This window comes from Streptomyces sp. NPDC001970 (genome assembly GCF_053594115.1).
The window spans coordinates 132,002-155,282 of sequence record NZ_JBSFDW010000002.1; the positions used below are offsets into that span (position 1 = coordinate 132,002).

17 protein-coding genes are annotated in these 23,281 nt (G+C 72.7%); 13 read left to right on the plus strand and 4 right to left on the minus strand.

The genetic code is table 11. The annotated features are described in order from the left end of the window. Positions 1–2: 2 nt before the first annotated feature. The 3 genes from ACWCP0_RS03150 to ACWCP0_RS03160 all read left to right on the plus strand — a co-directional run bounded on the left by ACWCP0_RS03150 (position 3) and on the right by ACWCP0_RS03160 (position 3,960). Positions 3–1,613: a protein phosphatase 2C domain-containing protein gene (locus ACWCP0_RS03150; RefSeq protein ID WP_451077122.1), complete on the plus strand. Its 1,611-nt coding sequence runs from the start codon at positions 3–5 to the stop codon at positions 1,611–1,613. A gap of 41 nt (positions 1,614–1,654) precedes the next feature. Beyond that, positions 1,655–3,397, plus strand: coding sequence for a pyruvate dehydrogenase (locus ACWCP0_RS03155; RefSeq protein WP_451077123.1), 1,743 nt, complete (start codon positions 1,655–1,657; stop codon positions 3,395–3,397). 143 nt (positions 3,398–3,540) lie between these two features. Continuing rightward, positions 3,541–3,960, plus strand: coding sequence for an ATP-binding protein (locus ACWCP0_RS03160; protein ID WP_351222326.1), 420 nt, complete (start codon positions 3,541–3,543; stop codon positions 3,958–3,960). Between the two features lie 114 nt (positions 3,961–4,074). Here ACWCP0_RS03160 and ACWCP0_RS03165 read toward each other — a convergent pair whose 3' ends face one another. Next, positions 4,075–5,178: a DUF2637 domain-containing protein gene (locus ACWCP0_RS03165; protein ID WP_451077124.1), complete on the minus strand. Its 1,104-nt coding sequence runs from the start codon at positions 5,176–5,178 to the stop codon at positions 4,075–4,077. A gap of 237 nt (positions 5,179–5,415) precedes the next feature. Then, a complete protein-coding gene (locus tag ACWCP0_RS03170) occupies positions 5,416–6,291 on the minus strand; it encodes a (2Fe-2S)-binding protein (RefSeq protein WP_451077125.1) in 876 nt (291 codons plus the stop codon). A gap of 147 nt (positions 6,292–6,438) precedes the next feature. On the opposite strand from ACWCP0_RS03170, the gene ACWCP0_RS03175 reads away from it, so the two are divergent. The 3 genes from ACWCP0_RS03175 to ACWCP0_RS03185 all read left to right on the plus strand — a co-directional run bounded on the left by ACWCP0_RS03175 (position 6,439) and on the right by ACWCP0_RS03185 (position 9,271). Then, positions 6,439–7,245: a GntR family transcriptional regulator gene (locus tag ACWCP0_RS03175; protein ID WP_451077126.1), complete on the plus strand. Its 807-nt coding sequence runs from the start codon at positions 6,439–6,441 to the stop codon at positions 7,243–7,245. A gap of 17 nt (positions 7,246–7,262) precedes the next feature. Beyond that, positions 7,263–8,591: a hypothetical protein gene (locus ACWCP0_RS03180; protein ID WP_451077127.1), complete on the plus strand. Its 1,329-nt coding sequence runs from the start codon at positions 7,263–7,265 to the stop codon at positions 8,589–8,591. Between the two features lie 329 nt (positions 8,592–8,920). Next, positions 8,921–9,271: a hypothetical protein gene (locus ACWCP0_RS03185; RefSeq protein WP_451077128.1), complete on the plus strand. Its 351-nt coding sequence runs from the start codon at positions 8,921–8,923 to the stop codon at positions 9,269–9,271. Between the two features lie 209 nt (positions 9,272–9,480). Here ACWCP0_RS03185 and ACWCP0_RS03190 read toward each other — a convergent pair whose 3' ends face one another. Both ACWCP0_RS03190 and ACWCP0_RS03195 read right to left on the minus strand, forming a co-directional pair. Continuing rightward, positions 9,481–10,254, minus strand: coding sequence for a hypothetical protein (locus tag ACWCP0_RS03190; protein ID WP_451077129.1), 774 nt, complete (start codon positions 10,252–10,254; stop codon positions 9,481–9,483). An 803-nt stretch (positions 10,255–11,057) separates the two neighbouring features. Beyond that, positions 11,058–12,791 carry a PucR family transcriptional regulator gene (locus tag ACWCP0_RS03195; protein WP_451077130.1) on the minus strand — a complete coding sequence of 578 codons (1,734 nt, stop codon included), beginning with the start codon at positions 12,789–12,791 and terminating at the stop codon, positions 11,058–11,060. Positions 12,792–13,074: 283 nt separating this feature from the next. On the opposite strand from ACWCP0_RS03195, the gene ACWCP0_RS03200 reads away from it, so the two are divergent. From ACWCP0_RS03200 to ACWCP0_RS03230, 7 genes are all read left to right on the plus strand, one after another. Continuing rightward, complete coding sequence (locus tag ACWCP0_RS03200; protein ID WP_451077131.1) at positions 13,075–13,965, plus strand: FAD binding domain-containing protein; 891 nt, start codon at positions 13,075–13,077, stop codon at positions 13,963–13,965. A gap of 2 nt (positions 13,966–13,967) precedes the next feature. Then, positions 13,968–14,627: a (2Fe-2S)-binding protein gene (locus ACWCP0_RS03205; protein ID WP_451077132.1), complete on the plus strand. Its 660-nt coding sequence runs from the start codon at positions 13,968–13,970 to the stop codon at positions 14,625–14,627. A 2-nt stretch (positions 14,628–14,629) separates the two neighbouring features. Then, positions 14,630–17,035: a xanthine dehydrogenase family protein molybdopterin-binding subunit gene (locus ACWCP0_RS03210; protein WP_451077133.1), complete on the plus strand. Its 2,406-nt coding sequence runs from the start codon at positions 14,630–14,632 to the stop codon at positions 17,033–17,035. A 296-nt stretch (positions 17,036–17,331) separates the two neighbouring features. Beyond that, positions 17,332–18,795, plus strand: coding sequence for an NCS2 family permease (locus ACWCP0_RS03215; RefSeq protein ID WP_451077134.1), 1,464 nt, complete (start codon positions 17,332–17,334; stop codon positions 18,793–18,795). Positions 18,796–18,842: 47 nt separating this feature from the next. Beyond that, on the plus strand, positions 18,843–19,994 hold the full coding sequence (locus ACWCP0_RS03220; protein WP_451077135.1) for an XdhC family protein: 1,152 nt from the start codon (positions 18,843–18,845) through the stop codon (positions 19,992–19,994). A 76-nt stretch (positions 19,995–20,070) separates the two neighbouring features. After that, complete coding sequence (locus tag ACWCP0_RS03225; RefSeq protein WP_451077136.1) at positions 20,071–22,563, plus strand: FHA domain-containing protein; 2,493 nt, start codon at positions 20,071–20,073, stop codon at positions 22,561–22,563. Between the two features lie 14 nt (positions 22,564–22,577). Beyond that, positions 22,578–23,237 (plus strand): hypothetical protein, encoded by a 660-nt coding sequence (locus ACWCP0_RS03230; RefSeq protein WP_451077137.1) that lies wholly within the window; start codon positions 22,578–22,580, stop codon positions 23,235–23,237. The last annotated feature ends 44 nt before the right edge of the window (positions 23,238–23,281 follow it).

Below are 23,281 nucleotides of genomic sequence, written 5' to 3' on the forward strand. Positions count from 1 at the left end.
GCATGAGTCAGCAGGGGGAGACGCCCGCCACCGCCGACGACGACTGGTGGCACCGGCTGTACGACGAGTCCACCCCGGACACCGGACCCGCCCCTTCGGCGGGTGACACACTGGACGACCGCTTCCACTCCGCGGTCGACACCGTGGGCGAGGACCCGGAGTCCGCACCGCCACCGCCTCCACACGGGAGCGGCCCTCGTGTCCGGTGGGAGCCGTCGTCCTCCGGGCCGCCGCCGCACCGCCCGACGTGGGAGCCACCGGCCCCGCCCGCCCTGACCGTTCCGCCGCAGGCCACGCGGGCCGGCACGGCCCGTTCGGGGGGGAGGTCCGCCGCGCCCCCGCAGCCGGACGCAGGTACAGGCGACGCAGGTACAGGCGACGCGGGCACGGGTAACGCGGGCACGGGTAACGCGGGCGTGGGCACAGGCACGGACAGAGGCTCCGCCGGGCCGTTGAGCCCACCGCCGCGGCCGTCCTCCGCACCGCCGCAGGCTTCGAGCGCACCGCCACCACCTGCGCCCGTACCTCCACCCCCCTCGGCCGCACCGCCGCAGCCGCCCGAGGTTCCGCCGCAGCCGTCGGTGCCGCCCACCGCCGGCGCCGAGCCCGCCGTCCGGAGCGCCGCGCCCCCGCGCCCCCGCACCGAGTACGTCGGCGACCGCCCGCCCACCTACGACGCCGAGCCCACCGCGCTGCCCGCCGCACGCCCCCAGGAGCTCGACGAGCTGGTCGCGGACACCGTGCTCGACGGCGCCCGGTACGGGGCGTACACCCTGCGCGCGGCTTCCGTGCGCGGGGACTCCGCGCGGTACCGGGGCGAGCCGCGGCGCGACGCGCTGCTCACCGCACGCTTCGGCACGGGCGAGGGCGCGCTCGTCCTGGTGGCCGTGGCCGGCGGGGACCGGGCCGCCGAAGGGGCGCACCGCGCCGCCGTCGAAGCGACGCGCTGGATCGGCGGAGCCGTCGGCCGCAGCCATGTCCGCCTCGCCGAGGACATCAGGGCCGGGCGGCGCGGCGATCTCAAGTCCGGGCTGCAGCGCCTCACCGACCGCTCCTTCGGCAAGCTGCGCGCCCGAGCGGCCGAACTGGGCGTCCCACCGCAGGAGTACTCGGCGAGCCTGCGCTGCCTGCTGCTCTCCGCCGACCCCGCCTGCCGCACCCGGGTGTTCTTCGGCGTCGGCGCCGGCGGGCTCTTCCGGCTCCGCGACGGCGGCTGGCAGGACATAGAGCCGCAGGTCCCCGAGCCCTCCGCCGTGACCGGCGAGCCGGTCGTCGGCTACGGCTCCCAGCTCCCGGAGACCGTCGACGGCGACCGGCTCACCATGGACCTCGGCATCACCACGGCCCCGTCGCCGCACATCGACGCGCCCGTACCGCCACCCGCCGAGCCCTTCCGGTTCCGCGCGTCCGTGGCCCGGCCCGGCGACACCCTCCTCCTGTGCAGCACCGGCCTCGCCGATCCGCTCCGCGGCGAACCCTCCCTGGCCGAGGAGCTGGCCCGGCGGTGGGCGGGCAACGAGCCCCCCGGCCTCGCCGCCTACCTCGCGGACACCCAGCTCAGGGTGAAGGGATACGCCGACGACCGCACGGCCTGCGCCGTCTGGGAGGCGTAACGCGAGAGGCGTGACCGGCCCGGCCATGGATAGATGGATCCATGGCCAAGCAGAACGTCGCAGAACAGTTCGTCGACATCCTCGTCCGCGCCGGCGTGCAACGGCTGTACGGAGTCGTCGGCGACAGCCTCAACCCCGTCGTCGACGCCATCCGCCGCAACGCCGCCATCGACTGGATCCAGGTCCGCCACGAAGAGACCGCCGCCTTCGCCGCGGGCGCCGAAGCGCAGATCACGGGCAGACTGGCCGCCTGCGCCGGCTCCTGCGGCCCCGGCAACCTCCACCTCATCAACGGCCTCTACGACGCCCATCGCTCGATGGCCCCCGTCCTGGCCCTCGCCTCCCACATCCCCTCCTCCGAGATCGGCCTCGGCTACTTCCAGGAGACCCACCCCGACCAGCTCTTCCGCGAGTGCAGCGAATACTGCGAGCTGATCTCCAGCCCGAAGCAGATGCCGCGCCTCCTCCAGACGGCGGTACAGCACGCCATCGGCCGCAGCGGCGTCAGCGTGGTCGCCCTCCCCGGCGACATCGCCTCGCAGCAGGCACCCGAGAAGACCGTCGAGCACGCCCTCGTCACCGCACGACCCACCGTCCGCCCCGGCGACGCGGAGATCGACGTCCTCGCCCGCATGATCGACGAGGCGGAGCGCGTCACCCTCTTCTGCGGCAGCGGGACGGCAGGCGCCCACACCGAGGTCATGCAGTTCGCGGAGCGCATCAAGTCACCTGTCGGGCACGCGCTTCGCGGCAAGGAGTGGATCCAGTACGAGAATCCGTACGACGTCGGTATGAGCGGCCTCCTCGGCTACGGCGCCGCGTACGAGGCCACCCACGAATGCGATCTGCTGATCCTGCTCGGCACCGACTTCCCGTACAACGCCTTCCTCCCCGACGACGTCAAGATCGCCCAGGTCGACGTGCGGCCCGAGCACCTGGGGCGCCGCTCCAAGCTCGACCTCGCCGTCTGGGGCGATGTGCGCGAGACGCTGCGCTGTCTCACCCCGAGGGTGCGGATCAAGAACGACCGGCGCTTCCTCGACAAGATGCTGAAGAAGCACGCCGACGCGCTCGAAGGCGTCATCAAGGCGTACACCCGCAAGGTCGACAAGCATGTTCCGCTCCATCCCGAGTACGTCGCATCGGTCCTCGACGAACTCGCCGACGAGGACGCCGTGTTCACGGTCGACACGGGCATGTGCAACGTATGGGCCGCCCGCTACCTCACGCCGAACGGGCGGCGCCGCATCATCGGCTCGTTCAGCCACGGTTCCATGGCGAACGCCCTGCCCCAGGCCATCGGGGCGCAGTTCGTCGACCGTGGCCGGCAGGTCGTGTCGATGTCCGGCGACGGCGGCTTCGCGATGCTGATGGGCGACTTCCTCACCCTCGTCCAGTACGACCTGCCGGTGAAGGTGGTGCTCTTCAACAACTCCTCGCTGAGCATGGTCGAGCTGGAGATGCTGGTCGCGGGCATTCCCTCGTACGGGACCACGAACCGCAACCCGGACTTCTCGGCGATCGCGCGGGCGGCGGGCGCCCACGGCATCCGTGTGGAGAAGCCGAAGCAGCTCGCCGGGGCGCTGAAGGAGGCCTTCGCGCACAAGGGACCGGCCCTCGTGGACGTCGTGACCGACCCCAACGCGCTCTCCATCCCGCCGAGGATCAGCGCCGAGATGGTGACCGGCTTCGCGCTCTCCGCCAGCAAGATCGTGCTGGACGGGGGAGTGGGGCGCATGGTCCAGATGGCCCGCTCCAACCTGAGGAACGTGCCACGGCCGTGACGAGCGGAGCGTGCCCCCTCCATCACGCGTGGTGAATCCCACATGCGTGGCCGCACGGGGGCGGGGCATGCATTTCGGGAGGGCTTGCGAGTGCCTGTGCGAGCAAGCGAGAAGGAAGGGACCGTTCCGACGTGCGGTGGGGGATGATGACGAGGCGTCAGGGAGGGTCTCGGCCGGCGCAGCTGCGCCGCAGAGTGGGGCGCGCGGACCTGAGAGCCGTGCCGGAGGTGAGGCGGGCCCTGCGCGACTTACTGGGGCACGGCGACTGGGGCGAGCCTGGTTCGGCGGACGTCGCCGAGCTGCTCGTCAGCGAGCTGGTGACGAATGCGCTGGTCCACACGGCCGACGGCGCGGTCGTGACGGCGACGGTGGCGCCGAGCCGACTCCGCGTCGAGGTCCGGGACTTCACGTCCGGGCTGCCCGAGCCGCGCGTCCCGGTGGCCGACGAGAGCACCCACGGGCGGGGCCTTGTCCTGGTGCAGAACCTGGCGGATGCGTGGGGCGTGCAGGCACATGCGCTGGGCAAGGTGGTCTGGTTCGAGCTGGACGGCGTGCGGACGTGAACCGCCCTGCCCGCCGTCCGCTCGACCTGCCGACCTGCCGACCTGCCGACCTGTCCTCGTGCCGACCGTCACTCGTGCGCCGGTTTGTGTGCCGCCGGCCCGTGTGTCACCCGTTCAGCCGAACTGCTGCTCCAGATCCTTGAGTTTCCGCTCCAGGGAGTCGAGTCGCGGCAGCGCCTGGGTGTCGTCCTCGGCGGTGAGGTCGACCGTGTGGCGCTCAGCGCCCTTCACGGCCTGAAGGGAGGGCCGGGGGCTCGGCGGCAGCTGTCCCGGCTCGGCGGCTATGGCAGGCTCCGCGACCGGCCCCACCGAGGCCGGTGCGGAGCCCACTGAGCCGCCCGTGGCCGATCCGGGCACGGCCGATCCGGTCATGGTCGCTCCGCTCATGGTGGTGACCTCCACCTGGCGGCCGCCGCGGCCGCGGCCCCACGCCCGGTGCTGCCGGCTGAGGGCCCGCAGATGCGCCCGCTCCCGCTTCTCCCGGTCGCGCCTGCGCATCCGGTCCTGCTCCTTCTGCCGCCGGTCCTCGCGGACCTCGTCCACGGCCTCGTCCAGCGTGCGAACGCCTTCGAGGAGCATCAGCGACCAGGCGCCGAAGGTTTCACGGGGCGCCCGCAGCCACCGCACGACCCGGATCTGCGGCAGCGGGCGGGGCACCAGGCCCTGCTCGCGGAGCGCGGCCCTGCGGGTCTGCTTCAGGGCGCGGTCGAAGAGGACCGCGGCCGACAGCGACATGCCCGCGAAGAACTGCGGGGCGCCCGCGTGGTCGATGCCGCGCGGCGCGTGGACCCAGTTGAACCAGGCGGCGGCGCCCGCGAACGTCCACACCAGCAGCCGGGAGCCGAGCGCGGCATCGCCGTGGCTGGCCTCGCGCACCGCGAGCACCGAGCAGAACATGGCGGCGCCGTCGAGGCCGAACGGGACGAGGTACTCCCAGCCGCCGGCGAGGTTCAGATTCTGCCGGCCGAAGCCGACCAGGCCGTGGAAGGACAGGGCCGCGGCGACCGCCGCACAGCAGAAGAGGAGCAGATAGGAGACGGTGCCGTAGATCGCCTCCTTGCGCCTGCGGCGCTCCTCGCTGCGTTCCCAGGAGTCGTCGGCCGCGGAACCGTCACCGGCGCGCCTGCCGCGCGCGAGCACCGCCACCGCCGCCACGACCCCCGCGAGCATCACGGCGCCCGGAAGCAGCCAGTTCAGCGATATGTCGGTCAGTCTCATGCGGGGTCCCCTGCATCCTTGCGTCTGCGACTGCTGCGTCCGCGTCGCGGTAGGGCGATTCGGGCGCCCATATTGGCCGAAGTCCGGTGGCGGACACGGGGTTTCGTGGCAAGAGAACGCCAAGGGGGCTTCAGGGCCTGCGAAGAGGTGCGTTCCTCTCGAACACTCGGACAGGGGGCGGGAATTGAGTTCGAATAACGCCACCCTGACGAGTGGCGCGCGAACGGGCGGTCTCCGTCAGTCCTGCGTGGCCGCGCTCAGCCTGCGCACGCGGTCGTCGTCGCACGTGCGCGGGCAGGTGACGCAGGTGTCCTCGGGCCGCAGCGTGTAGAACAGGCAGCAGCTCGCCCGGTCGCGGGTGGGCAGCGGCTCGCCGGCCGGGCCCGTGAGCTCGCGGAAGCCGGCCGTCCCGACGTACGGCTTGGTCGTGCCCGGCAGCAGCGCCTCCAGCTCCGCCATCGCGCGCCGCTCCTCGCCCAGCAGATGCGCGACGTACCAGAGGCCCTCGACGACCTCGTCCGTCACCATGCCCCACAAGGCCCGCCTGCCGCGCCGCATGCGCGGGCCGAACCCGTCGACGACGGGCCCGAAGTGCTCGGCGACGGCGTCCCGCACCTCGGCGCGCAGTGCCTCCTCGTCGGGCACGACGCGGGCGCCGGGCAGCTCCGCGGCAGGGTCGCCGGGCAGGCATGCGAAGTCGCGGACGCGGACGCTCAGCCGCCCGAGGGCCCGCTGGACGGCGACCTCCTCGACGGGGACCCGAGGCACCCGGCGGTCCAGGAACCAGGGGACCGTGATCAGCAGACAGGCCGGCCAGGCGTAGCGGTGCAGCCCGAAGCTGGCGATGACATCGGGGCGGGCCTGCTGCCCGTAGTCGCGCAGCACCTGGGCGTTGTCCCGGGCGAGGAACGCGTCCAGGGCCGGGCCTCCGGCCGCGAGGTCCGCAGCCGCCGTCCAGCCGCCGCCCCGGGGGGCCGGCTCGCCGTCGCGCAGCTCCTGGATGCGCAGTCCCGGGAACGCCTCGGTCAGGCGCGCGTAGGCGTCCGAGACGGGCGTGGCGGCGAAGGCCGGGGCGGCAGTCCCCGAGCGGGGGAGAACGGCGGGGACGGTCATGCAGGGACCACCGAATCGCGATCGTTGGCAGGTTAGCCTTACCTTACCCGAAGCGATCGATGTTTGAACTGCGGGCGTGTCCGCCTATCGTGCACAGGGGGCCCGTGCGGTGCGAGCCGGGCCCGTCGACGCCGGAGGAGGACCCGGGTGGAGCAGGGCAGAGCGCGCGGGGCCGCCGCAGCACGGCCGCACGCCTCGTCGTACGAGTCCTCGTACGGGCCCGAGGCGCAGGCGCGCATACCGGAACAGGCCCGCGGCGCCGAGCAGGCCGGGGTGCCCGAACCTGCCCGCGGCGAGCACACGCACAGCGAGCCGCCGGCGCCCCGGGTCGCCGTCCAGCGCCATTCGGTCCGCGGCCAGATTCTGGAGGCCCTGCGCGCCGCCCTCGTCACCGGCGAGCTGGCCCCGGGCGAGATCTACTCGGCTCCCGCCCTCGGCGAGCGCTTCGGCGTCTCCGCCACCCCCGTGCGCGAGGCCATGCAGCAGCTCTCCCTCGAAGGCGCGGTCGAGGTCGTCCCCAACCGCGGCTTCCGGGTCGTCGAGCGTGACGCCCGCGAACTCTCCGAGCTCGCCGAGGTCCGCGCCCTCATCGAGGTCCCGGTCATGCTCCGGCTCGCCCGCACCGTCGCGGCCGCCCGCTGGACCGAGCTGCGCCCCCTCGCCGACGCGACCGCCGCGGCCGCGGCGACCGGCGACCGCGCCGGCTACGCCGAGTCCGACCGGGCCTTCCACCGCGCGGTGCTCTCCCTCGCCGGCAACGAACAGCTCGTCGCCATCGCCGACGACCTCCATCGCCGCTCCCAGTGGCCGCTCATGAGCGCCCCCGCCACCCGCCGCGCGGAGCTGGTGGCCGACGCCGCCGAGCACTCGGCGCTGCTGGAGGCCCTGATCGCCCAGGACCTGATGGTGGTGCAGACGCTGGTGCGGGAGCACTTCACCGGCGCGGACGGCTGAGGACGGGGGCGGGGCCCTTGCCGGACGCGATCGTGCCCCTCGCGGGCCAGAGCGTACGAGGCACCGTCTGGGCACTGGCGAACCAGCTCGGCGTGGTGGCGCGGACACCGGGTGAGCTGATCGGCGCCCTGACGGCCGATCCGCGCCGCAGGGTGCTCGCCCTGCCGGACCTGCCCGCCGCCCACGACCCCGAGGCACTGGCCGAACTGATGCAGGCGCTGCGGGAGCTGGGCCACATCCGGCTGATCACCGAGGCGCGGCCGGGCAGGACGGAGCCTGCCGGCGGCGCCCCGCCGGACCCGGACGACCCTGCTGCGGTCTGCGCAGCGGACCCGCTGCGGGTGACGGCCGCCTACGCGGACGACACCGGCCACCCGGACGACGCACACGGCGGTCTGCGGGCCGCGTGGTTGCGTGCGGGCCAGTCCCTGGTCCGCGACCAGCCGGTGGCCGAACGCGCCCTGGTCCTCCTGGCCGCGCTCGGCGACGGCGCGGACCCCCGGCTGCGCCCCGCCCTCACCGGCCTCGCCACCGCCGCGCCCTGGCGGGTCGACTGGACCCGGGTGTGCGGCGACGTCACCCCGCCCTGGCCCGGTGCCGTGGCCGCGCTGGCCCACGGCACCGGCCGGTGGACGGACCACCTGCTCGTGGCGGACCAGCGCGGCACGGTCCGCTCGCTGCACCCCGCCGACGCCACGCCCGCGCCGGGCTCCGCCCCGATGCCTGTACGCATCAAGGCACTTGCACCGGTGGCCGACGGCAGCCTGCTTCTGCTGGACGAGCGGGGTCACCTGCACACCCAGGGCCGTACGCCCCTCACGGAAGCCGTCGCGGCCACGCTGGCGAAGTACCCGGGCACGGCTCTGACCGCGACCGACGGCCTCGTCCTCGTCGGTGACCGGCACGGCTCGGTGCATGCGTTCGGCCTCCGGGGAATGCACCAGGCCGCCCTCCACCGGGGCCGGGTCACCGCCCTTGCGGTCACCGACGCCACCCCGGTGCCGCGGGCCTACAGCGGAGGGGCGGACGGCACGGTCCGCGCCTGGCGCCCGGGCCGGGCCCCGGAGCCGGTCCCTCTCGCCGAGCGCCCCTGCCCCGTGGTCGCCCTCGCCGCACAGGGCCCGGCGCTCGCGATCGCCTGGGCCGACGGCCTCGTGGAACTCGTGGGACCCGGGGGACCCGTGGAGCCCGTGGAACTCGTCGAACCCCACCGCCCGGACGCCGCCGGTGCCCTGACCTTCCGTCCAGGCCCACCGGTCCGCGCCGTCGCGATGGCATCCGACCGGTCGGTCGTCATCGGCATGGACGAGGCCCTGATCCGTCTCACCGCCCGATCCGCTCGCTGATCCGCTTCCCGTGCGAATCCCGAGCAATCCCGGGCGCGTACCGCTCGTCGTCGACGGTTCCGTCGAACCGGACGGGCGGCCCGGGCCCAGGGCCACCCGGACGCTGCGCCGCGGCAGCAGCGCGAGCGCAACGACGGCGCGCCCGCCGGGTGGTCAGCCGGCACGGTGATCACTCTCGTGGACATGGCTTGGTGATGTCTGCACGAAGGAGCCATGCCGTGGCCGTAGCCTCGTCGGGCCGCCGATCGATCCTTCGGTGCGGAGCGGCCTTTCTCGTGCCCGCCGGCTGAACGGTGCCGGACCCGTCGACGGCGGCTCAGGAGGGCGCCATGGATTCGCTCACCGCACGGCGCCAGGTGCGCTCCCGGAAGCGCTTCCTGCTCGCCGCCATGGGATGTGCCGGCGGAATGGTCCTCTTCGACCAGACCGTCGTCGCTGTTGCCCTGACTCCCATGGCACGGGATCTGGGGCTCGACGCCGCGGCCATGTACCGCGTGGTGCTCATCTACGTCCTGTCGCTGTCCTCGCTGGCCGCCGTCGTCGGAATGATTGCGCGCCGATTCGGGTTCCTCCGCACCGTCCGCTGCGGCGTCGTGCTCTTCGCCGCCGCCTCCGCGTGCTGCGGTCTCACCCCACCGGGCGAGCCGCAGAACCGTTCATACTCGCGGCGAGAGCCGTGAAGGGCGCGGGCGCCGCGCTCATGCTCTCCGTGGCCACAGCCGTCATCACGGATGTCTACATGGAACACGAACGGGGAAGGGCCCTGGCGGCCTACGCGGGGTACGCGTCTTCACCGGCGCGGCCACGGTCGCCGGCTTCGTCGGGGCGGGCGTGTTCCTGACCCTGGCATTCGTGCTCGCCCTGACCATGCTGCCGCGGCGAACCGCCCTCACACCGCCCTGACGGCCTGGGCCGGCGGATTCAACTGGTCCGCCAGCCACGTCGGTACGCCGCCCAGCAGCCGGAACAGCCGCATCGCCTCTGCCCGCAGGCGGGCCGCTTCCGGTTCGGGCTCGGTGTCGGCGAGTGCGGCCAGGGCCGGGGCCGTACCGACCAGGTAGCCGAGCTCCTCACGGATACGGAGGGACTCCGTGAACCCGTGCCGGGCCTCCGCCAGTTCACCGTCGCGGAGCGCGAGCGCGGCCAGATGGCGCCATGTGGAGGAGAGCAGCAGGGCGTCGTCCTGGGCGACGGCGCCCGCGTGGGCCCGGTGGTACGCGGCGCGGGCGGCCTGCGGGGAGTCCGCGAGGTGTTCGGCGACAAGGCCGCGGCGGAAGTCGAGGAGAGGGCGGCCGGGGGCGGCCGGCGCGAGCAGTGCCGCCGCGCGGCCCAGGGCCGCGCGGGCCTCGTCAGCCCGGTCGCGGACGCCCAGCACGGTCGATGCGTAGGCGAGCTGCCCGCGTTCGCAGGCCGCGGCCCCGCGCTCGTCGTCGTCACCGGCCGACGCCTCCGCCGCACGCAGCGCGTCCTCGGCGTCCGCCCAGCCCTTGCCGGTGAACAGGCAGCGCTCGACGAGCAGCGCGGCGCGCTGCACCGTGAGCGCCGGGGATGCGGAGTGGGGGGCGAGGAGGGCCGCTGCGTCGGTCCAACAGCCGCGGGAGCGCAGCCGCCATACCGCGGTCTGGAGTGGATCGTCACCTGCAGTGGTTCCGGAACCAGACATGGCGGTATGCGCCACATTGCCCTCCCCGAGCGCGCCATTGTGCTGTTGAGTCAGACCGAATCTCAGCACGGACAGGCATGCCTGGCCAAGGGTTCTGGTGAATCAGTTCACAATCTCTGGGCGTTCGACCGCTGCCTGATGCACCGGTCGGTGTGATTCCGCCTGCGCGTATGCCATTTGAAGCCTCCCCGAAATCCGGGGGTGATCCGGTCCGGGCGGGTGGGCCCGCGGTTCCGTCCTCAAGTGCCGGGCGGGCTGGGTGGCGGCCCGCTACCGTCCGCTGGGCCCGCGTGTCCGTCCAGCCAGTCGCACGTGTCACCCGCGGAGGTCACCCGGATCAGCAGCAGCGAGACGACGGCGCTGATGAAGAGCGCACCCGCCCGGTCGGCCTTCACCTGCCGCTCAGGTGCCGGACGGGCCTGGGCGTGTGGGGCCCGGTACGGGCGGGAGGCCCGTGTGTCCGTCGTCGGACGCCGGACCGTGGATGTGTGCGGCCCGGTACCCCGAACGCCCGACGGGCACCAAAGGAGCCCCACGCCTCGGCCTCACGCCCGCAGGGCGTAGAGGTCGGGGCCCGGGGCGGCGCCCCGGGCGTTCAGCCTCGCTCGGCCCCCACGCCCGCAGGGCGTAGGGGGAGTTCGCGGCGCAGGGGTACGGGGGCGGAGCTCCCGCAACAGGGCCTGGGGCATGCCCCACGCGGCGGAGCCGCACGTCGACACGGCCGGGAAGGGTCGGGAGGGGGAAGGCAGGCCGCAGCCGCCCCCGACGTGCCGGACGTCGCCCCGGGGCAGCCCCGGTCGGGCTCAGCTCATGCGCAGCGCGAGGAAGAAGTCCAGCTTGTCCTCCAGCCGGGACAGGTCCCGGCCGGTCAGCTGCTCGATCCGCCCCACCCGGTAGCGCAGCGTGTTCACATGCAGATGGAGCCGCGTCGCGCAGCGCGTCCACGAGCCGTCGCAGTCCAGGAACGCCTCCAGCGTCGGGATGAGCTCCGCCCTGTGCCGCCGGTCGTAGTCGCGCAGCGGGTCCAGGAGGCGGGCCGTGAAGGCGCGGCGGACGTCGTCGGGGACGAAGGGGAGCAGCAGGACGTGCGAGGCCAGCTCGTGGTGGCCGGCCGCGCACACCCGGCCCGGGCGGGCGGCGGCGACGCGGCGGGCGTGGCGGGCCTCCTCCAGGGCGCCGCGCAGGCCCTCCGCCGAGTGGACGGCGGCGCTGACGCCGAGGGTGAGGCGGCCGTCGCCGTCGAGTCCCGCGGAGAGGGGCTCGCGGACGGCGGTGAGCAGCGCGTCCGCGTGGAGCCCGGCGCTGCTGGTGCCGATGTCGGCCGCCGGCCCCTCGAGCAGGTCGGCAGGTGTCTCGGGGGCGCCGGGGACGGCGGCGGCCGCCACGGCGGGCAGCGGCACCAGCGCGATCGCCTCGTCCCCCGTGTGCGCGACGGCGATGCGGTCGGCCGACTCCGCGCCCGTCGTCGCCGGGTCGACCAGGATCTCCTCGAGCAGCGACTGGCTGACGGGGCCGGCCTCGATCGGGGCGCCGCCCTCCTGCCCCCACTCCACCCGCGCGACGACGACCTGCCAGTGCGGGGCGGTGCCGAGGCCGGGCAGCAGCACGGGCGCGGCGACCCGCAGCCGGGCGGCGATCTCGGCGGGCGCGGCGCCGCTCTGGACGAGTTCGAGGACTTCCTGGGCGAGCCGGCGGCGAACCGTACGCGCCGCCTCGCGCCGGTCGCGTTCGACGGCGATGAGCTGGGTGACGCCCTGGAGGAGATCGAGGCGTGCGGCGGGCCAGTCGGAGGCGTCGGCCTCGACGGCGAGCAGCCATTCGGACAGTACGGTCTCGCGGACGTCGCGCGCAGCGGGCGCGGCGCCCCGGCCGGTGTTGCGGATCGGGAAGAGCGAATACGTCGAGCCGGCGGCGGTCGCGCGGTGCGGGCCGCGTCGGCCGGTGCGCGTCGCGGCCAGGTGCTCACCGGCGAGCGCGGCGCTGACCCCGGCGGGGAGCGGGTCGCCCGCGCCTGCGATCTGGCGGCCGGTGGGGGAGAGGACCCAGGCGTGAAGGTCGAGGTCGGAGCCGAGGAGGTCCAGGACCACCTCGGGCCCGCCGCCCGCCGGTCCCGAGGTCATGAGCCGGCGGTGCCGGTCCACGACGGCGGCCAGGTCACCGGCCCGCTCGCCCGACACCTGCCGTACGACATGCTCGGTGATCGTTGCGAAAGCGACGGACTCGTTGACCGCGAAGAGCGGCAGCCGGTGCCGTACGCACGCCTCGACGAGGTCGTCCGGGACGTCCCCGAGCTCCGCTTCGCCGGCTGCGAGACCGGCGACCCCGGCACTTGCGAGAATACGTACAAAAGGCTCGGAGTCCTCGGCGGTGCGACGCCAGGCGAGACCGGTGAGGACCAGCTCACCGCCCGACAGATAGCGGCTCGGGTCCCTGAGGTCGGTCGTCATCACGCCACGGACGGTGCGGTCCAGCTCGTCGTCGCCGCCGAGCAGCCGCAGTCCCAGCGCGTCGGTTTCCAGCAGTGCGCGCAACCGCATCTCGTCGCCGCCGATCTGTCTCGTTGTCGCCGTGGACTCAAGTGAGGTTCGGGCCGTTGGTTTCAGGAGGAAAGCCGAGAGGTTACCGAGTCCCGCCTTTCGTTCGAATCTACAAGACGGCGGTGGCGACCAGCCAACTCCTTCATGTTTTCGGTGACTGCACCGGGCGAGGCGGTACTTGTGTACTTGGGCCACACCGCGTTGACAGGACATGAATATCCCGACGAGGGCCGGCCGTCCCCAGCCCCTGCGAACGACCGAATCACGTAGAAGAGAGCCACTCATGGACTTCCTTCGCCCCGCCAGCTGGGAGGAGGCGCTCGCCGCCAAGGCCGAGCACCCCACGGCTGCGCCCATTGCGGGTGGCACCGACATCATGGTCGAGATCAACTTCGATCACCGGCGGCCCGAGTACCTCCTGGACCTGAACCGCATCGTCGAGCTGCGCGAGTGGGAGGTCGGCGAGGAGAACGTCCGCCTGGGCGCCTCCGTCCCGTACACCCAGATCATGGAGAACCTCCGGGCGGAGCTTCCCGGCCTGGCGCTCGCCTCGCACACCGTCGCATCCCCGCAGATCCGCAACCGCGGCGGCGTCGGCGGCAACCTCGGCACCGCGTCCCCGGCCGGTGACGCGCACCCGGCCCTGCTGGCCGCGGGCGCCGAGGTCGAGGTCGAGTCGGTGCGTGGCGCGCGCTTCATCCCGATCGACGCGTTCTACACGGGCGTGAAGCGCAACGCGCTCGCCCCGGACGAGCTCATCAAGACGATCCACATCAAGAAGGCCGACGGCCCGCAGCAGTACTCGAAGGTCGGCACCCGCAACGCGATGGTCATCGCCGTGTGCGCCTTCGGCATCGCGCTGCACCCCGAGACCCGCACCGTGAAGACCGGCATCGGCTCCGCCGCGCCCACCCCGGTGCGCGCGACCGCCGCCGAGGAGTTCCTGAACGCCGCGCTCGAGGAGGGCGGCTTCTGGGACAGCGGCAAGATCATCACTCCCTCGATCGCCAAGCAGTTCGCGGAGCTCGCCTCCGCCGCCTGCAACCCGATCGACGACGTCCGTGGCACCGCCAAGTACCGCCGTCACGCGGTCGGCATCATGGCCCGCCGCACGCTCGGCTGGACCTGGGAGCAGTACCGCGGCACCGGCCGCACCCTTGAAGGAGCTGCATAACCATGCGCGTGAATTTCACGGTCAACGGCCGTAAGCAGGAAGCGGACGACGTCTGGGAGGGCGAGAGCCTCCTCTACGTACTGCGTGAGCGCCTGGGCCTGCCGGGCTCGAAGAACGCCTGTGAGCAGGGCGAGTGCGGTTCCTGCACGGTCCGCCTCGACGGTGTGCCGGTGTGTTCGTGCCTGGTCGCCGCCGGTCAGGTCGAGGGCCGCGAGGTCGTCACCGTCGAGGGCCTGGCGGACTTCGCCAAGCAGCGCGCCGAGCACGGCGGCGGATGGGGGCACCTCCCACGCCCGGAGGGCTGTGGGGGAGGCACGGGCGCCTGCGGCTCCTCCGGCACCTCCCTCCAGGACGCCCGGCACTGGTCCGCTCGCCCATCCGACAGGGTCAGCGACTCCCGGACCGGTGAGGGCACCGACCTCGCGCCGATCCAGCAGGCGTTCATCGACGCCGGCGCCGTCCAGTGCGGCTTCTGCACCCCGGGTCTGCTGGTCGCGGCCGACGAGCTGCTGGAGCGCAACGCGTCCCCGTCCGACGCGGACATCCGTGAGGCGCTCTCCGGCAACCTCTGCCGCTGCACCGGTTACGAGAAGATCCTCGACGCCGTCCGCCTCGCGGCCGCCCGTCAGGAACCTCAAGGGCATCAGGAAGCGACGGTCTGACCATGGCGCTGAATCCCCGAGTCGCCGCCGCTCCGGCGGGCACTCCCACGAAGGTCACCCAGGGATCGCAGACCAAGGGCGGCATCGGCGAGTCCACGCTCCGCCCCGACGGCACCCTCAAGGTCACCGGCGAGTTCGCGTACTCCTCGGACATGTGGCACGAGGACATGCTGTGGGGCCAGATCCTGCGCTCCACCGTCGCGCACGCCGAGATCGTGTCCATCGACACCTCCGAGGCCCTCGCCCAGGCCGGCGTCTACGCCGTGCTGACCTACGACGACCTGCCGACCGAGGTGAAGAACTACGGCCTGGAGATCCAGGACACCCCGGTCCTCGCCCACGGCGTCGTACGCCACCACGGGGAGCCGGTGGCCCTTGTCGCCGCCGACCACCCGGAGACCGCACGCCGCGCCGCCGCCAAGATCAGGGTCGAGTACAAGGAGCTGCCCGTCGTCACCGACGAGGCCTCCGCGACCGCGCCCGACGCGCCGGTCCTGCACCCCGGCCGCGACGACCACCACGCGGGCCACGTCCCGCACCCGAACATCGTCCACCGCCAGCCGATCGTCCGCGGCAACGCCGACGAGGCCGCCGGGCGAGCCGATGTGATCGTCACGGGCGAGTACACGTTCGGCATGCAGGACCAGGCCTTCCTCGGCCCGGAGTCCGGCCTCGCCGTGCCTGCCGAGGACGGCGGCGTCGACCTGTACGTGGCCACCCAGTGGCTGCACTCCGATCTCCGCCAGATCGCCCCGGTCCTCGGTCTGCCCGAGGAGAAGGTCCGCATGACGCTCTCCGGCGTCGGCGGCGCCTTCGGCGGCCGCGAGGACCTGTCGATGCAGATCCACGCCTGTCTGCTGGCGCTGCGCACCGGCAAGCCGGTCAAGATCGTCTACAACCGGTTCGAGTCCTTCTTCGGACACGTGCACCGCCACCCGGCGAAGCTCTGGTACGAGCACGGCGCCACCAAGGACGGCAAGCTCACGCACATGAAGTGCCGGATCGTCCTGGACGGCGGCGCATACGCGTCCGCGTCCCCGGCGGTCGTCGGCAACGCCTCCTCGCTCTCCGTCGGGCCGTACGTCGTGGACGACGTCGACATCGAGGCGATCGCGCTCTACACCAACAACCCGCCCTGCGGCGCCATGCGCGGCTTCGGCGCGGTCCAGGCGTGCTTCGCGTACGAGGCCCAGATGGACAAGCTCGCCAAGGAGCTGGGCATGGACCCGGTCGAGTTCCGGCAGCTCAACGCCATGGAGCAGGGCACGCTCCTGCCGACGGGGCAGCCGGTCGACTCCCCGGCCCCGGTCGCCGAGCTGCTGCGCCGCGTCAAGGCCATGCCCCTGCCGCCCGAGCAGCAGTGGGTGACCACCGAGGGCGCCGACGTGCGCGCGCTGCCCGGCGGTCTGTCCAACACCACCCACGGCGAGGGCGTCGTCCGCGGCATCGGCTACGCCGTCGGCATCAAGAACGTCGGCTTCTCCGAGGGCTTCGACGACTACTCCACCGCCAAGGTGCGGATGGAGGTGATCAACGGCGAGCCGGTCGCGACCGTGCACACCGCGATGGCGGAGGTCGGCCAGGGAGGTGTCACCGTCCACGCCCAGATCGCCCGCACGGAGCTGGGTGTCACGCAGGTGACCATCCACCCCGCCGACACGCAGGTCGGCTCCGCCGGCTCGACGTCCGCCTCCCGGCAGACCTACGTCACCGGCGGCGCCGTCAAGAACTCCTGCGAGCTCGTCCGCGAGAAGGTCCTGGAGCTCGGCCGCCGCAAGTTCGGTACGTACCACCCGGCCTGGGCCACCGCCGAGCTGCTGCTCGAAGGCGGCAAGGTCGTCACCGACGGCGGCGAGATCCTGGCCGACCTGGTGGACGTGCTGGAGAGCGAGGCCGTCGAGGTCGAGGCCGAGTGGCGGCACCGCCCGACCGAGGCCTTCGACCTGCGCACCGGCCAGGGCAACGGCCACGTCCAGTACTCGTTCGCCGCGCATCGCGCGGTCGTCGAGGTGGACACCGAGCTCGGCCTGGTGAAGGTCATCGAGCTGGCCTGCGCCCAGGACGTCGGCAAGGCGCTCAACCCGCTGTCGGTCGTCGGCCAGATCCAGGGCGGCACCACGCAGGGCCTGGGCGTGGCGGTCATGGAGGAGATCATCGTCGACCCCAAGACCGCGAAGGTGCGCAACCCCTCCTTCACGGACTACCTCATCCCCACGATCCTCGACACGCCGACCATCCCGGTCGACGTGCTCGAACTCGCCGACGACCAAGCCCCGTACGGGCTCCGTGGCATCGGCGAGGCCCCGACCCTGTCGTCCACGCCGGCCGTCCTCGCGGCGATCCGGAACGCGACCGGTCTGGAGCTCAACAGGACGCCGGTACGCCCCGAGCACCTCACGGGGACCTGACCGGCTCGCCCACCTCTCCGGACGGTGCGTCCCTCCCCGGAACGTCGGAGTCCAGGCCCGCACCGTCCGAAGGAACCCCGTACCGCACCGCTCGCGGCCACGGGACCACCTCGCAGTACCAGCAGTACCAGCAGTACCCGCAGTACGAGCACCATCAGCAGTAACCCGTAGGAGCAGTCGTTCGTCTCGGGCCGTCCCCCGGGTCGTGCAGCCCACGCAAGATCCCAAATCCCGCAGCTTGTCCGACACTTCCACGTCTTATGCGGGTGCCCCTGTGAACCTTGGGAGTAGGCACCATGACCCAGTCGTCAGTGGAGCCGAGGACCGCCGCGGAGGACGCGGGCCCCGGCTCGCACGTCCCCGCCGGTAGGTCTTGGCTCGACCGGTACTTTCACATATCCGAACGAGGATCGACGGTCGCGCGCGAGGTGCGCGGCGGCATCACCACCTTCATGGCGATGGCGTACATCCTCCTGCTCAACCCACTGATCCTCAATGGCAAGGACGTTGCGGGCAACGTCCTCGGCCAGCCGGGACTCATCACTGCGACTGCCTTCGCGGCCGCGGCGACCACCCTGCTGATGGGCTTCGTCGGCAAGGTTCCGCTCGCCCTCGCGGCCGGTCTGAGCGTGTCCGGCGTTCTCGCCTCGCAAGTAGTGCCCCAGATGACCTGGCCGCAGGCCATGGCCATGTGCGTCCTGTACGGCCTGGTGATCTGCCTCCTGGTGGTCACCGGTCTCCGTGAACTGATCATGAACGCGATCCCGCTCGCGCTGAAGCACGGCATCACCATGGGCATCGGCCTGTTCATCGCCCTGATCGGCCTGGTCAAGTCGGGCTTCGTCGGCAGGGGTCCGGAGTTCGGCCCGCCCGTCACCCTCGGCGTGGGCGGCGAACTGGCAGGCTGGCCCGTCCTGATCTTCTGCTTCACCCTGCTGCTGATCTTCATGCTGCAGGCCCGCGCCATCCCCGGGGCGATCCTCGTCGGCATCGTCGCCGGCACGCTCGTCGCCGTCGTCGTCCACAACGTGGCAGGTCTCGACGCCAAGGCGTGGAACATGGCCCCGCCGGAGCTGACCGGCGGCGCGGTCTCCATGCCCGACTTCTCGCTCTTCGGCCAGGTCGAGTTCGGCGGCTGGGGTGACGTCGGCGCGATGACCGTCGGCTTCATCGTCTTCACGCTCGTGCTGGCCGGCTTCTTCGACGCCATGGCCACCATCATCGGCGTGGGCACCGAGGCCAATCTCACCGACGAGCGGGGCCGGATGCCCGGCCTGTCCAAGGCCCTGTTCATCGACGGTGCGGGCGGTGCGATCGGCGGTGTCTCGGGCGGCTCCGGCCAGACCGTGTTCGTCGAGTCGGCCACCGGCGTCGGCGAGGGTGCCAGGACCGGGCTCGCCTCGGTCGTCACCGGCCTGTTCTTCGCCGCCTGTCTGTTCTTCACCCCGCTCACCGCGATCGTGCCGCCCCAGGTCGCCTCCGCGGCCCTGGTCGTCATCGGCGCGATGATGATGCAGAACGCCAAGCACGTGGACTGGAGCGACCGCTCGGTCGCCATCCCGGTCTTCCTCACCGTCGTGCTGATGCCGTTCACCTACAGCATCACCGCGGGTGTGGCCGCCGGTGTCATCTCGTACGTTGCCATCAAGGTCGCCCAGGGCAAGGCCCGTGAGGTGGGCGGCTTCATGTGGGGCCTGACCGCGATCTTCGTCGTGTTCTTCGCCCTCCACCCCATCGAAGGGTGGCTGGGGGTCCACTGACCCCCGAGCGCCCTCCACGTATCCGCAGACCCCCTGAGGAGACCGACATGCTGGACATCGCCGACGAGCTGCACCGGTGGGTCGAGCAGGGACGCCACTTCGCCGTGGCCACCGTGGTGGCGGTCGGCGGCAGCGCGCCCCGCCGGCCCGGTGCCGCACTCGCCGTCGACAGCGACGGCACGGCGATCGGGTCGGTCTCCGGAGGCTGCGTGGAGGGCGCCGTGTACGACCTGTGCCGACAGGCGCTCGAGGACGGCGCAACCGTTCTCGAGCGCTTCGGGTACAGCGACGAGGACGCCTTCGCGGTCGGCCTGACCTGCGGTGGGATCATCGACATCCTCGTCACCCCGGTACGCGCGGACTCTCCCGCGAGGGAGACGTTCGCGGCCTCGCTGGCCGCCGCCGCGCGAGGGGAGGCGGCGGCGGTCGCGCGGATCACCGACGGTCCGGCCGAACTGCTGGGGCGTGCCCTCCTCGTCCGCACGGACGGTTCCTACGAAGGCGGCCTGGGCGGGCACCCCGAACTGGACCGCACCGCGGCGGGTGAGGCCCGCGCCCTCCTGGACGCCGGCCGGACCGGCACCGTCGGGATCGGTGCGGACGGCTCGCGCTGCGGGCGGCCGCTCACCCTGCTCGTCGAATCGAGCGTGCCCGCCCCCCGGATGATCGTGTTCGGTGCCGTCGACTTCGCGTCGGCGCTGGTGCGGGTGGGCAAGTTCCTCGGCTACCACGTGACCGTGTGCGACGCGCGGCCCGTGTTCGCGACGAGGCCGCGCTTCCCCGAGGCGGACGAGATCGTCGTCCGGTGGCCGCACGAGTACCTCGCGTCGACGGACGTCGACGGCCGTACGGTGCTGTGCGTCCTCACCCATGACGCCAAGTTCGACGTGCCCCTGCTGGAGCTGGCGCTGAGGCTTCCCGTCGCGTACGTCGGCGCGATGGGCTCCCGTCGCACCCATGAGGACCGCAACAGGCGGCTGCGCGAGGTCGGTGTCACCGAGCTCGAGCTCGCCCGGCTCCGCTCGCCGATCGGCCTCGACCTCGGCGCCCGGACGCCCGAGGAGACGGCCCTGTCGATCGCCGCGGAGATCGTGGCCGACCGGCGCGGTGGCAGCGGGGTCTCGCTGACCGGTGCGCACACTCCGATCCACCACGACGGGCCACCCGCCCCGGCGCAGGTCATCGGGTCCGTCGCCTGACGCTCTCCCGCAGCCGAGGTTCTCTTCCGGCTCCTCATATCGGGCGCATAAAAGGGGCGAAAGTTAGAATCGTGGCATGGGAGAGCGTCCCGTCGCGCCGAACGCGCCCCAGCTCGTCCTCTGGACCGACGGGGGCTCCTTGCTGATGAGCCCTGGTCGGGAGTACCACGTCGGACGCGACCCCACGAGCGAGATCGTGCTGGACGACGCACGGGTGTCCTGGCACCACGCCGTGCTGCGCACCGAGGGAGGGCACTGGACCGTCCAGGACGTGAACAGCACCAACGGCACCTACGCCGACGGCCATCGCATCAACGAGTGGGACGTGGGGCCCGGCAGCGTCCTGCGGTTCGGCAACCCGGCCGACGGGCCACGGGCCGTGATCAACAGGGTGTCCGAGGCCGAGCCCAAGCCCGCGCCTCCCCCGCCGCCCCCGCCTCCTGCGTCGCGTCCCGCCCCACCCGCGTCCCCGACGCCTCGTGCGCATCCCGCCCCTCCCGCGCCTGGCCGCCCCGCCGAGCCCGCTCGCGCCGCAACCCCGCCGGACGGGCACCCTGCCGTGCACCCGTCCGCCGTCTCCCTGCCCTCCGCCACGCACACCTTCAAGCAGCCCACGACCGTCCGCCCGCTGCTCACCCGCACCGTGCGGATCGGCCGTGCCAGGGACAACGACCTCGTCATCGACGATCTGATCGTCTCCCGCCGGCACGCGGAACTGCGGGCGCACCGGGACGGCACGTACGAGATCGTCGACCTCGGCAGCCACAACGGGACCTACCTCAACGGCCGGGCCGTCGCCCGCGCCCCGGTGACCGAGAACGACATCATCGGCATGGGCCACTCCACCTTCTGCCTCATCGGCGACGAACTGCAGGAGTTCGTCGACTCCGGCGAGATCTCGCTCGACGTGCAGAACCTCGCCGTCGCCGTGGACGGCGGCCGCAAGGTCCTTCTCGACGGTGTGTCCTTCCCCGTCGCCGAGAAGAGCCTGCTCGCCGTCGTCGGGCCGAGCGGCGCGGGGAAGTCCACGCTGCTCAACGCGCTCACCGGACTGCGTCCCGCCGATCACGGCGCCGTCCTCTACGACGGCCGCGACCTCTACCGCGACTACGCCGAGCTGCGCCGGCGCATCGGACTCGTTCCGCAGGACGACATCCTGCACCTCCAGCTCACCGTGCGCAGGGCCCTGCAGTACGCGGCCGAACTGCGTTTCCCCGGGGACAGCGCGCCCGAGGAACGCGACGAGCGGGTCGAGGAGGTCATCGGGGAACTCGGCCTGGAGCAGCGCGCGGACCAGCCCATCCACACCCTCTCCGGCGGCCAGCGCAAACGCGTCAGCGTCGCCCTGGAGCTGCTGACGAAACCGTCGCTGCTGTTCCTCGACGAGCCGACATCGGGACTCGACCCCGGCATGGACCGCTCGGTCATGCACCGGCTGCGCGGGCTCGCCGACGACGGGCGCACCGTCATCGTCGTCACCCACAGCGTGCTCAGCCTGGACGTCTGCGACCGGCTGCTCGTCCTCGCGCCCGGGGGCCGCATCGCCTACTACGGGCCGCCCGACGAGGCCCTCACGTTCTTCGGTTTCGATCACTGGCCCGAGGCCTTCGAGGCGTTCGAGAACGACCGTGACCGCGACTGGGCGGGGGAGTACCGGGCATCCCCGTACCACCGCCAGTACATCGCCGTCGGCAGCCCGCAGCCCCGGCTCGACGAGGACCGGCATCCCGCGGACTTCACGCCGCCGCCCAAGTCGCAGAGCTGGTTCGACCAGTTGAGCACGCTCGTACGGCGCTACGCGGCCGTGCTGAGCGCCGACCGCACCTTCATCATCATCATGATCGCGCTGCCGATCGGGATGGGCCTCATGGCCCGGGGCCTGGCCGGCAGCAGATTCACCGAGGAGACGGCGCTGGACGCCCTGCTCGTCCTGTGCGTGGGCGCGGTCCTGACCGGCGCGGCGAACGCGGTGCGCGAGCTCGTCAAGGAACGCGTCATCTACCGGCGGGAGCGCGCCGTCGGACTCTCCAGATCCGCGTATCTGATGTCGAAGGTCGTGGTCCTGGGCACGATCACCATCGCCCAGGCCGTCGTGCTCACCCTCGTCGGACTGTTCGGGGTCGACCTCAACGCCCCCGGTGGCCAGGGCAACCTGATGCCGCCGCTCCTCGAGATCACCGTGGCCGTCGCGCTGCTGTCGTTCACGGCGATGATGCTCGGCCTCGTCATCTCCGCACTGGTCCCCAAGGAGGAGGTCACCATGCCGCTGCTGGTCCTCCTCACCATGGTCCAGATCGTCTTCTGCGGTGCCCTGCTGAAGCTGAACGGCGTCGCGGGACTGGAGCAGTTCGCGTGGCTGGTGCCGGCCCGGTGGGGCTTCGCGGCCATGGCCGGGTCGGTCGACATCGCCCGGATCGTGCCGACGCCGGACACCGACGATCCGCTGTTCGGGCACTCCGCCGGGCTGTGGCTGCAGAACATGGGCGTGATGGTGCTGTTCTGCGTCGTCCTCCTGGGCGTCGTCGCACGGCTGCTGCGGCGCCATGAACCCGCGGTCATGCGGAAGTAGAGGGTGGTGGCGACATGACCGACTCCGCTTCCGTGTCCGGGTTCCGGCCCACGCATGTCGTCCCCGGCGACGGGATGCAGACCTGGGAGTCGCCCGACGCGAGCCGTCCCAGCGCGCCGCTCGACGCCTATCTGCCGGTCCAGGTCGTCGACCGGCGCGGCGACTGGGGCCGGGTGCTCTGCGCCAACGGCTGGTCGGCCTGGGTCGACGGCCGGCTGCTCGTCCCCGTGGCGCAGGACCCGCCGAGCGCCGGCCGGCCGCTCGACCGCGCGGTGGACCCGCGCCCGCTGCTCGCCCGTGCGGAGGAGGCGCTCAGCCAGTACCGGCGAGCGGCGGAGTCCCTCGCCGGGGGCGGGTCGGACGGGGAGACGTTCCGCCGGAGCACCCAGGGGGTGCGGGTGGGGGTGGTCGTGGACGGGGAGTCGGTGTGGTTGTACGACGGTGAGCAGGAGCGGTGGATGTACTGCGACGGCACCCGGCTGTCCACGTTCGCGTCGGACTCCCCGCCCCGGGGCACGCCCAAGCCCTCCGATACCGCAGCGGACGGCTTGCCCACACCCGCGCCCCCCACGCGCAGCGTCCCCCTGGACGGCTCGGACCCGCAGGCCTCCCCGCCTCCGCCGCAGTCCTCGTCCCCGACCCAGGACACGGCGGGCCGGCGCGGCGGCGGGTGACCGTGCGGGTGCCCGCGTCTGCGGCGGGGCCGTACGGTCAGGGT

Coding starts and splice junctions, on each gene's coding strand:
- ACWCP0_RS03210 (WP_451077133.1), top strand. CDS start 14,630: ATGGCGCTGAATCCCCGAGTCGCCGCCGCTCCGGCGGGCACTCCCACG.
- ACWCP0_RS03170 (WP_451077125.1), bottom strand. CDS start 6,291: ATGACCGTCCCCGCCGTTCTCCCCCGCTCGGGGACTGCCGCCCCGGCC.
- ACWCP0_RS03195 (WP_451077130.1), bottom strand. CDS start 12,791: ATGCGGTTGCGCGCACTGCTGGAAACCGACGCGCTGGGACTGCGGCTG.
- ACWCP0_RS03160 (WP_351222326.1), top strand. CDS start 3,541: ATGATGACGAGGCGTCAGGGAGGGTCTCGGCCGGCGCAGCTGCGCCGC.
- ACWCP0_RS03220 (WP_451077135.1), top strand. CDS start 18,843: ATGCTGGACATCGCCGACGAGCTGCACCGGTGGGTCGAGCAGGGACGC.
- ACWCP0_RS03230 (WP_451077137.1), top strand. CDS start 22,578: ATGACCGACTCCGCTTCCGTGTCCGGGTTCCGGCCCACGCATGTCGTC.
- ACWCP0_RS03200 (WP_451077131.1), top strand. CDS start 13,075: ATGGACTTCCTTCGCCCCGCCAGCTGGGAGGAGGCGCTCGCCGCCAAG.
- ACWCP0_RS03155 (WP_451077123.1), top strand. CDS start 1,655: ATGGCCAAGCAGAACGTCGCAGAACAGTTCGTCGACATCCTCGTCCGC.
- ACWCP0_RS03165 (WP_451077124.1), bottom strand. CDS start 5,178: ATGAGACTGACCGACATATCGCTGAACTGGCTGCTTCCGGGCGCCGTG.
- ACWCP0_RS03190 (WP_451077129.1), bottom strand. CDS start 10,254: ATGTCTGGTTCCGGAACCACTGCAGGTGACGATCCACTCCAGACCGCG.
- ACWCP0_RS03150 (WP_451077122.1), top strand. CDS start 3: ATGAGTCAGCAGGGGGAGACGCCCGCCACCGCCGACGACGACTGGTGG.
- ACWCP0_RS03185 (WP_451077128.1), top strand. CDS start 8,921: ATGGATTCGCTCACCGCACGGCGCCAGGTGCGCTCCCGGAAGCGCTTC.
- ACWCP0_RS03215 (WP_451077134.1), top strand. CDS start 17,332: ATGACCCAGTCGTCAGTGGAGCCGAGGACCGCCGCGGAGGACGCGGGC.
- ACWCP0_RS03205 (WP_451077132.1), top strand. CDS start 13,968: ATGCGCGTGAATTTCACGGTCAACGGCCGTAAGCAGGAAGCGGACGAC.
- ACWCP0_RS03225 (WP_451077136.1), top strand. CDS start 20,071: ATGGGAGAGCGTCCCGTCGCGCCGAACGCGCCCCAGCTCGTCCTCTGG.